The organism is Pseudomonas sp. Gutcm_11s (assembly GCF_028649395.1).
Taxonomy (GTDB): domain Bacteria; phylum Pseudomonadota; class Gammaproteobacteria; order Pseudomonadales; family Pseudomonadaceae; genus Aquipseudomonas.
This window is the reverse complement of sequence record NZ_JAQSUW010000010.1, coordinates 122,845-131,998: the sequence shown is the minus strand read 5'-3', so window position 1 is coordinate 131,998 and position 9,154 is coordinate 122,845. Positions and strand designations below refer to the sequence as shown.

Sequence of the window (9,154 nt, the reverse complement as noted above, 5' to 3'; positions counted from 1 at the left end):
GAGGTCGTTGTGCAATCCGATCCTCGATAAGGCGTCTGCATGTCCGCCAATCCGCTTGAAAGCCCCAACCTGGACGTTGCCCTGCTGACTGCCCTGCAGTTTGCCGAGCAAGCGGCCCTCGAACCCATGCAGCTGATCGCCGTGGCCGAGCGCCTCGGCCAGGCCCGGCGCCCCGCCGACGTGGTGCGGCTGTACCAGACCTGGCTGGGCCACTGCAGCTCCAGCGCCGACTACATCGTGCAGTTCAACCTGGGCGTGACCCTGTCACAGCTGGAGCAGCTGCCTGCGGCCGAACAGGCCTATCGTGCGGCCATCCAGCGCAAGCCGGACTTCACCCAGGCCTGGTTCAACCTCGGCGCGGTAATCGAGCGCCAGGGGCGCCCGGAAAATGCCCTGACCATCTGGCAGTCGATGCTCGACCATCCGCTGGTGGGGCCTGAACTCAATCATGAGCTGTACGTCATGGTGCTCAATGCCATGGGCCGGCTGATGGAGGAGGTCCGCCAGCTGCACTCGGCCGAGGGGAAGCTGCTGGCCAGCCTGCAGGCCGACCCCGAGCAGCCCAAGGTGATCCAGCACTGGGTGCACCTGCGGCAGAAGCAGTGCGAGTGGCCGGTGCTGACTCCGTTGCCAGGCCTTTCCCGTGGCGACCTGCTCAAGGCCACTTCGCCACTGGCAATGCTCTCGGCCAGCGACGATCCGGGCCTGCAGCTGGCGACCGCCATGCACTTCGTCGCCGAACGTGTCGACCAGCGCGTGCCGCAGCTGGCGCAGGCCGGTGGCTATGCCCACACGCGCACGCGGATCGCCTTCCTGTCCTCCGACTTCTGCCTGCACGCGGTATCGCTGCTGACGGTGGAGCTGTTCGAGCTGCTCGACCGCGAGCGCTTCGAGGTCTATGGCTTCTGCTGGAGCCGCGAGGACGGCTCGGCCCTGCGCGCGCGGGTGAAGGCTGCCATGGATCACTTCATTCCCATTGGCGGCCTGGACGATGCCAACGCGGCCCAGCTGATTCGCCAGCACGAGATCGACATCCTGGTCGACCTGCAGGGTCTGACCTCGGGGGCGCGACCGAACATCCTGGCCTTCCGCCCAGCGCCGCTGCAGCTCACTTATCTGGGCTTCCCCGGGCCGACCGGTCTGCCTTGCGTCGATCACGTGATTGCCGACCGCTACCTGATCCCGGAAGACGAGAAGCCCTTCTACAGCGAGAAGCCGCTGTACCTGCCGGTGTTCCAGTGCAGCGACCGCCAGCGCCCGGTGGCGCCACTGCCGAGCCGCGCCGAATGCGGCCTGCCGGATGACCGCTTCGTGTTCTGCTGCTTCAACAACAACTACAAGTTCAACGAGGAAATGTTCTCCTGCTGGATGCGCATCCTCGCCGCCGTACCGGACAGCCTGTTCTGGCTATTGGCCGACAACCAGTGGTCGCAGGCCAACCTGATCGCCTGCGCCGAGCGTCATGGCGTGAGTGCCGAGCGCCTGGTGTTCGCCCCGCGGGTGGCGCCAGAGCTGTACCTGGCGCGCTACACCACGGCCGACCTGTTCCTTGATGCCTACCCGTTCAACGGCGGCACCACGGCCAACGACGCGCTGTGGATGGGCCTGCCGGTGCTGACCCGCTCCGGGCGCACCTTCGCCTCGCGCATGGCCGGCAGCCTGCTCACCGCCCTTGAGCTGCCGGAGCTGATCACCGAAAACCTGGCCGACTACGAGCGTCGCGCCATCGAACTGGCAAGCGATCCGGAGCAGCTGCGTGGCCTGCGCCAGCGCCTGCAGCAGGGGCGTGAAAGCTCCCTGCTGTTCGACATGCCGCGCTTCGTGCGCAGCTTCGAGGAGGCGCTGTTGGGCGCCAAGGGAGCCCGGTCGTGAGTGGCAGCCCATCGTCGGTGCTCTACGCCTGCCTGACCCACGTACCGCTGGAAGTGGACTATCCGGACTACGTCACGCCCATCTACATGGGCGAGGCCCAGGGGCCGGGACGAATCAACCTGCGTGATCTGGCGCCGGAGTGGGAGCCGCATCATCCGGTGCTCGGCTCGATCGCCGGCGCCTTCGCCCTGAAGAACCTGCTGCTGCAACGGCCCGGCGTGACGCACGTGGGCATCTGCCAGTACCGCAAGTTCATGACCCGCGAGCGCATCGGCGTGCAGGCCGACAACTACCAGGTGATGGACGTGCTCTCGACCGAGCAGATCGATCGCCAGGTGCTCAGCGAGCAGATGCTGCCGCAGGCTTCCGACTACCTGATCGGCAAACCTGGCCAGTTCACCCTCAACGGGGTCAATCACGGCTACCTGTACCAGTACAAGGACGTGCACCACATCGAAGACCTGCTGCGCTTCACCGCGGTGGCAGTGGAGCTCGGCGTGCTGGATCGCCAGGAAGTGATTCCCTTCTTCGACGAGAAGATCTTCTTCCCCGGTGGTATCGAGCTGGGCGTGCTGCCGGCGGACTTCTGGCTGCCGCACATCTCCGCCGTCGAGGCGGTGGTGCGGCGCTGCGTGGAGCTGCATCCGACCCAGCGGCCGGACGTGCAGGCACGGGTCTGGGCGTTCTGCGCCGAACGTCTGGGCAGCTACTACCTGCTGCGTCAGCTGCGCCGCCTGCCGAGTGCCGGTGGGGACTGGCTGAGCCGCCACACCGGGCAGCTCAACCTGCTGGTGAAGAGCGGCGAACGCAGCTACGTACCGGGCGTCTGAGCCCGCGCCCGACTAGAACAGCGCCTCTACCTGCTGCAGCACGCCACGGTGCATCAGGCCGCTGCGCGCGTGCAGGGTGACCAGGCTCTGCAGCATCAGCAGCTTGCTGTTGAGCAGGTCGCGGCGGGCCATGAACAGGGTCTGCTGGGCGTTGAGGATGTCCACGGTCGAGCGCACACCGGCCTGGTAACCCTTCTCTGCGGACTCCAGGGCGCGCTGGTTGGAGTGCACTGCAGTTTGCAGGGCCTTGCACTTGGCGTAGCCGCTGACCACACCAAGGTAGTTGCGCTCGATATCCTCGGACAGCTGGCGTGCCTCGTCGTCGAACTGCGCCTGGGCGCTGGACAGCGCGTGTTGCGACTTGCGCGAGGCCGCATTGATGCCGCCGCCGGCATACAGCGGCACGTCCAGTGACAGCCCGACATAGGAGCTGGACTGGCGTCGGTAGTCATCGGCAAGGTCGTCGCGATCGGAATGATTGAGCTCGCCGACCAGCGAGAGCCTCGGGTAGTGCCCGGCCTTCTGCGCACGCAGCTCGGCCTCGGCGACCGCCACCGAGTCACGGCGTGCGTCGAGCCGCGGCGCCGCCGTGCGGGCCTGTTGCTGCCAGAACGCCAGGTCTTCCTCGGGGCGCAGCGGCGCCGCCGCGGGTAGGGCGTCGCGCATCTCGGCGATACCGGCGACCGGTGTTCCGGTGCGCCCGCCGAGGGCATGCAGGGCAGCCTGCAGCCGGGCCTGGGCCTCGATCTCCTGGGCCTTGACCAGGTCCAGGCGAGCCTGGGCTTCTTCGGTATCGGTGATGGTGCCATCGCCGACCTCGAACAGGCGCCGGGTCTGCTTGACCAGGCCCTCGATGGCGATCTTCTGCTGCTGGCTCAGGCTCAGCTCGTTCTCCTGGCGCGCCACCTCGAAGTACACCTCGACGACCCGTGGGAACAGCTCCTGGAAGGCATCATCGTAGATCGACTCGCCCAGCCGGCCGCGGGCCTTGGCTTGGGTGTAGTAGGCGGCCCTGGCGCGGTCGTAGAGGATCTGCCGGGCACTCAGGGTCAGGCCGCTGCTGGTGTAGCGTGGATCGTCGTTGCTGCCGTCGAGGTCGCGGCCGCTGAGCTGGCGGGTGCTGCCATAGCGCCCGCTGGTATTGAGCTGCGGCAGCAGGGGCGCCAGGCCGATGGCCTCTTCCTGCTGGCTGGCTTCGAAGTCGAAGGTCGCCACCTGGAACGTAGGGTCGTTGTACAGCGCGTTGTCGTACGCATCCAGCAGCGACAGAGGCGGCGCCTCCTGGGCCAGGGCCGGCAGGCTCAGCAGGGTGCACAGGGCGATGGCCAGGCGCATGCTCATTCTTCCTTGAGGGCGCCGCGGATGCGTTTTTCCAGCGGGCTGAGCAGGTAGTTGAGGAAGGTGCGTTCGCCGGTCTGCACCATCACCTCGGCCTGCATCCCGGGTTTGACCTCCAGGCCGTGGGCGAGCAGCCGGGCCACGGATTCGGCGCCGACTTCCACCTCGACGGAGAAGTAGGGCAGGCCGGTCTGCTCATCCAGCAACTGGTCGCCGGACACGGTCAGCACCTGGCCCTCGACCACCGGCAGGGTGGCGCTGTTCAGCGAGGAGAAGCGCAGGTTGACCGGCAGGCCGGTCTTCAGGCGGTCCGCCACCAGCGGCTCGAACTTGGCTTTGACGATCCACGCCGAACTCAGCGGCACGATGTCCATCAGCGGTTGTGCGGCGGGAATCACCCCGCCTTCGGTGTGCACCGACAGGCCGATCACCTGGCCAGCCACCGGCGCGCGGATGGCGGCGTTGTTCACCTCGAACTCCAGGGCCTTGATCCGCTCGCCCAGGCTGGACGCCTCGGCCGCTACGCTGGCCAGCTGCGATTCCGCCTCGATGCGGAAACTCTGCTGCAGCTGCAGGGCCTGCAGCTTGCTCTCGGCGATGCTCTGCCGCGTCTTGCCGATATCAGCGACGCCAGAGGTGAGTTGGGCGCTGAGCTGGGAGGAGTTGCGCTCGGCCTCGAACAGGCGGTTGCGCGGCACATAGCCTTCGGCGGCCAGCTGGCGCAGGCCCTCGAGCTCCTGGCGCTGGTAGCTCAGCTGGGTGTCCAGGTGATTCTTGATCTGCTCGTAGGCGTGCAGCTGCTCCTGCAGCGAGGCGGCCTGGTTGGCGAGGATCTGCTGGCGGCTGGTCAGCTCGGCGCGGCGGGTTTCGAACAACGTGCCCTGCAACTCCATGTTGCGCTTGGCGCGCGGGTCGTCGGCGCGGGCCAGCAGGTCGTCGGGCCAGGCAATCGCCTCCAGCCCGTGGCGCTCGGCACTCAGCCGCGCCTCGCTGGCGTGGGCGCTGAACCACTGGCCGAGGGCGACCTCCAGCTGTGACTGGGCCTGTACCGTATTGAGCTGCACCAGCAACTGCCCTGCCTGTACCCGATCGCCTTCGCGCACCAGGATGTCATCCACTGCGCCACCCGCCAGGGCCTGTACGGTCTTGCGCTCGCCGGCCACCACCACCGTGCCCTGGCCGGCCACACCCTGGGCTAGCGGGGCGAGGGCGGCCCAGAGGACGAACCCGCCGAGGCCGATGGCAATGATCCACAGGCCGAGGCGGGCGGTGCGGTTGGCATCGCGGATGTCGGCGGGAAGCTTCTGCGGAACGGTCATGGATCAGCTCGTCTGGGCGCTGGGATTGGTGCCGGAGGGCGCGTTGGCCGGCAGCAGGGCCTTGAGCACCTGGTCGCGCGGGCCGAACATCTTCTGCGTGCCGTCCTGCAGGACCAGCAGCTTGTCGACCACGGCCAGCACGTTGGGGCGATGGGTCACCAGTACCACGGTGGAGCCATGCTTTCGCAGGGCGTCGATGGCGGCGACCAGGGCGCTCTCGCCGGCGTCGTCGAGGTTGGAGTTGGGTTCGTCCAGCACGATCAGCGCCGGCTTGCCATACAGCGCGCGGGCCAGGCCGATGCGCTGCTTCTGCCCGCCGGACAGGCCGAGGCCACCCGGGCCCAGCGGCGTGTCGTAGCCCTGTGGGAAGCGCAGGATCATCTGGTGGATGCCGGCCAGCGTAGCGGCCTCGATCACCTTGGCCGAGTCGGTATCGCCGAAGCGGGCGATGTTCTCCGCCACTGTGCCGTCGAACAGCTCGATATCCTGTGGCAGGTAGCCGATGTGCGGGCCCAGGTCTTCGCTGGCCCACTGGCCAACCTCGGCGCCATCGAGGCGTACCGAGCCATAGCCGGCCGGCCAGACGCCAACCATGGCGCGAGCCAGGGACGACTTGCCGGAAGCGCTCGGGCCGATCACCGCGAGCACTTCGCCCTTGCCCAGAGCCAGGTCGATGCCATTGACGGCGGGGCGCTTGCTGCCCGGCGGATTGACCACCAGGCGTTCGATGCGGATGGCGCCGGTCGGTGCCGGCAGGCTCATGCGTTCGACCTTGCGTGGGAACTCCTCGAGCAGCTGGGTCAGGCGCCGGTAGCTGGCCTTGGCGCTGTCCAGCTGCTTCCAGGAACTGATGGCCTGCTCGGCCGGCAGCATGGCTTTGCTGATCAGGAAGCCGGCGGCCATCATGACTCCGCCGGTGATCTGGCCCTCGAGGATCAGCAGCATGGCCACGCCCATGGCCAGCGACTGCCAGGCGGTACGTACCAGGCGGGTGATGGTGGAGATGCGTGCGGCCTGGTCGCTGGCTCCGCTCTGCGCGCCGATCAGGCGCTGCTGCATGCCGGCCCAGCGCTTCTGCAGGTTTCCAAGCATGCCCATGGCCTGGATCACTTCGGCGTTCTGCAGGGTGCTGTTGACGTACTTGGAGGACTGCACGGAAATCTGGTTGGCCTCATCCAGACCCTTGCGTGTGGCGTGCTCGTTCCAGATCGCCAGGCCGAACAGGATCAATGCGCCGAGCAGGGTGAACAGCCCCAACCAGGGGTGCAGCAGGCCGGTGACGATGAGGAAGATCGGCATCCACGGCAGGTCGAGCAGGGCGATCAGGGCCGAGCCGGTGAGGAACTGGCGCAGCACGTTGAGATCGCTGAGCACCTGCGCGGGGTTGGCGTTGTGCTCCTTCAGACTCTTCTGGAAGGCCACGCCGAACAGGCGCTCGCCGAGGTCGAGGTCGATACCGACGCTCATCTTGATCATCACCTGGCCGCGTATCCACTCCACCAGCGAGCTGAGCAGGAACAGCCCCAGGGCCAGCAGGGTGAGCAGCAGCAGGGTCATCTCGTTGCGGCTGGCCATCACCCGGTCGAACACCTGCATCATGTAGATCGCGGGTACCACGGTGAGCAGGTTGATCACGCCGCTGAACAGCGCAATCACCCAGAACAGGCTGCGGTAGCGCAGCAGGGCGGCGTCGATGTCACGGCTTGGGTCGAGGCGTAGGCGCATAAGGCAGGGGCGTAAATTCGGCAGTTCGCGGCATGATGCCATTATCGGCCGAGATTGGGCATGCTGGAGGCTCCTTCATCGGCGGGTTTCTCACCGCCTACTCGGGCGAAGCACGCTGTCTTCGCCGCCATCCTGCCTGCCAGTGCAAAAGCATCCTGTCTTCGGGCTACCGCACGCGCCTTGGTTCGTTTCTTGCTGACCCTTTCGTCTCAGGCTCTCCACCGCGAGAGCGCCGACGTGACGCAGTTCAATGCAGCTGGCCGAGCGCGTGGCACCATGCCTGGCATGCCACTGCTCCGGTCGACTGCCCCGCGAGCAAGCTCTCGTGGCGTCCATTTGCAGCTGAAGTCGCCCAAACAACCACAATTCTGGAGCTGTACTGCAATGTTGAAGTATCTGCACAAAGGTCTGCTGTTCGGCCTGCTGCTTCTGGCCGGTGGCGCGCGCGCCGAGGTTTCCGAAGACTACAAGGTGATCCTGCTGACGGAGAACTTCCCGCCATTCAACATGGCCATCGACGAGAAGAACTTCGCCCGCGACGACAATATCGACGGCATCAGCGCCGATCTGGTGCGTGAGGTCTTCAAGCGCGCCGGGATAGGCTACAACCTGAGCCTGCGCTTCCCCTGGGATCGCATCTATCGCCTGACCCTGGACAAGCCCAACTACGGCCTGTTCTCCACCACCTACACCGAGGAGCGCAAGCCGCTGTTCAAGTGGGTCGGCCCGCTGGCCAAGAGCGAGTGGGTACTGCTCGCCGCGCCCGGCAGCACCATCAAGGTCGGCAGCTTGGCCGAGGCGGGCAAGTACAAGATCGGTGCCTACAAGAACGACGCCGTCAGCCAGCACCTGGAGTCCAAGGGCATGAAGCCGGACAACTCGCTGCGCGACCAGGAGAACGTGGCCAAGCTGATGAGCGGCCAGATCGACCTGTGGGCCACCACCGACCCGGTCGGCCGCTACATCGCCAAGCAGGAAGGCGCCAGCGGCCTGCAGGTGGTGCTGCGCTTCAACAGTGCGGAGCTCTACCTGGCGTTGAACAAGGAGACCCCGGACGAGGTGGTCGAGCGCCTGCAGAAAGCCCTGGATGAACTGCGCGGCGAAGGCTTCGTCGACGAGATCACCAACAACTACCTGTAAGCCAGTGGCGGCGGGCCGCCCGGTGCCGGCGGCTTACCGCCGGTACTGCGTTTCCCGTTGCGCTTCTGCTACCCTTCAGCCGCCCCGCGGGTCGCTATGGCCGTGGCGTGGGCTCCTCCGACAATCAAGGATATGGATATGTTGTTGAAGCGACTGACCATGGTGCTGCTGGGCGCCGGACTGCTGTTCTCCACTCTGGCCCGTGCTGAACTGCCGGCCGACTACAAGGTGGTGCTGCAGACCGAGAACTTCCCGCCCTACAACATGGCAACCAACGGCAAGAACTTCGCCCGCGAGGAAAACCTCGCCGGTATCGCCGTGGACGTGGTGCGCGAGACCTTCAAGAAGGCCGGCATCCCCTACAGCATGACCCTGCGCTTCCCCTGGGCCCGGGTCTACAAGATGGCCCTGGAAACGCCGAACAACGGCGCGTTCGTGATGGCCAAGCTGCCGGAGCGCGAGAAGCTGTTCAAGTGGGTCGGCCCCATCGGTCCGGATGACTGGGTGATGCTGGCCAAGGCCGACAGCACCATCAACCTGATCAGCCTGGAACAGGCCAAGTCCTATCGCGTCGGCGCCTACAGTGGCGACGCCATCGAGGAGCACCTGATCAAGCAGGGCCTGCAGCCGATCAGCTCGCTGCGCGACCAGGAGAATGCCCACAAGCTGCAGAGCGGCGAGATCGACCTGTGGGCCACCGGCGACCCTGCCGGCCGCTACCTGGCCAAGCAGGAAGGTATCTCCGGCCTGAAGACCGTGCTGCGCTTCGACAGCGCCCAGCTGTTCCTGGCCCTGAACCCTGAGACCCCGGACGAAGTGGTCGAGCGCCTGCAGAAGGCCCTGGACGAGCTGCGCTCCGCTGGCGAAGTGGACAAGATCTTCCAGAAGTACGTCGACTAACTTCTGGCGGTCATGAAAAAGCCCGGGCAT

The 9,154-nt window shown here is 66.4% G+C and carries 7 protein-coding genes; 4 read left to right on the top strand and 3 right to left on the bottom strand.

Going from position 1 to position 9,154, the window contains the following annotated elements; translation table 11 throughout:
* Positions 1-39 precede the first annotated feature (39 nt).
* A complete protein-coding gene (locus tag PTT45_RS05320; RefSeq protein ID WP_273811925.1) occupies positions 40-1,872 on the top strand; it encodes an O-linked N-acetylglucosamine transferase, SPINDLY family protein in 1,833 nt (610 codons plus the stop codon).
* A complete protein-coding gene (locus tag PTT45_RS05315; RefSeq protein ID WP_273811923.1) occupies positions 1,869-2,702 on the top strand; it encodes a hypothetical protein in 834 nt (277 codons plus the stop codon). The genes PTT45_RS05320 and PTT45_RS05315 overlap by 4 nt, the downstream gene beginning before the upstream one ends.
* A gap of 12 nt (positions 2,703-2,714) precedes the next feature.
* Here PTT45_RS05315 and PTT45_RS05310 read toward each other — a convergent pair whose 3' ends face one another.
* From PTT45_RS05310 to PTT45_RS05300, 3 genes are read right to left on the bottom strand one after another with little or no spacing between them, the layout of a single operon-like run.
* Complete coding sequence (locus PTT45_RS05310; RefSeq protein ID WP_273811922.1) at positions 2,715-4,037, bottom strand: TolC family outer membrane protein; 1,323 nt, start codon at positions 4,035-4,037, stop codon at positions 2,715-2,717.
* 2 nt (positions 4,038-4,039) lie between these two features.
* Positions 4,040-5,359: an HlyD family type I secretion periplasmic adaptor subunit gene (locus tag PTT45_RS05305; protein WP_273811920.1), complete on the bottom strand. Its 1,320-nt coding sequence runs from the start codon at positions 5,357-5,359 to the stop codon at positions 4,040-4,042.
* A gap of 3 nt (positions 5,360-5,362) precedes the next feature.
* Positions 5,363-7,084 (bottom strand): type I secretion system permease/ATPase, encoded by a 1,722-nt coding sequence (locus PTT45_RS05300; RefSeq protein WP_273811919.1) that lies wholly within the window; start codon positions 7,082-7,084, stop codon positions 5,363-5,365.
* Positions 7,085-7,468: 384 nt separating this feature from the next.
* Between PTT45_RS05300 and PTT45_RS05295 the strand changes: the two genes are divergently transcribed.
* Entirely contained in the window at positions 7,469-8,224 is a 756-nt protein-coding gene (locus PTT45_RS05295; protein ID WP_273811918.1) for a substrate-binding periplasmic protein, read from the top strand.
* A 141-nt stretch (positions 8,225-8,365) separates the two neighbouring features.
* The gene (locus tag PTT45_RS05290) at positions 8,366-9,124 is read left to right on the top strand and encodes a substrate-binding periplasmic protein (RefSeq protein WP_273812266.1); all 759 of its coding nucleotides are present in this window, start codon (positions 8,366-8,368) and stop codon (positions 9,122-9,124) included.
* The last annotated feature ends 30 nt before the right edge of the window (positions 9,125-9,154 follow it).

Coding starts and splice junctions, on each gene's coding strand:
- PTT45_RS05300 (WP_273811919.1), bottom strand. CDS start 7,084: ATGCGCCTACGCCTCGACCCAAGCCGTGACATCGACGCCGCCCTGCTG.
- PTT45_RS05295 (WP_273811918.1), top strand. CDS start 7,469: ATGTTGAAGTATCTGCACAAAGGTCTGCTGTTCGGCCTGCTGCTTCTG.
- PTT45_RS05310 (WP_273811922.1), bottom strand. CDS start 4,037: ATGCGCCTGGCCATCGCCCTGTGCACCCTGCTGAGCCTGCCGGCCCTG.
- PTT45_RS05305 (WP_273811920.1), bottom strand. CDS start 5,359: ATGACCGTTCCGCAGAAGCTTCCCGCCGACATCCGCGATGCCAACCGC.
- PTT45_RS05320 (WP_273811925.1), top strand. CDS start 40: ATGTCCGCCAATCCGCTTGAAAGCCCCAACCTGGACGTTGCCCTGCTG.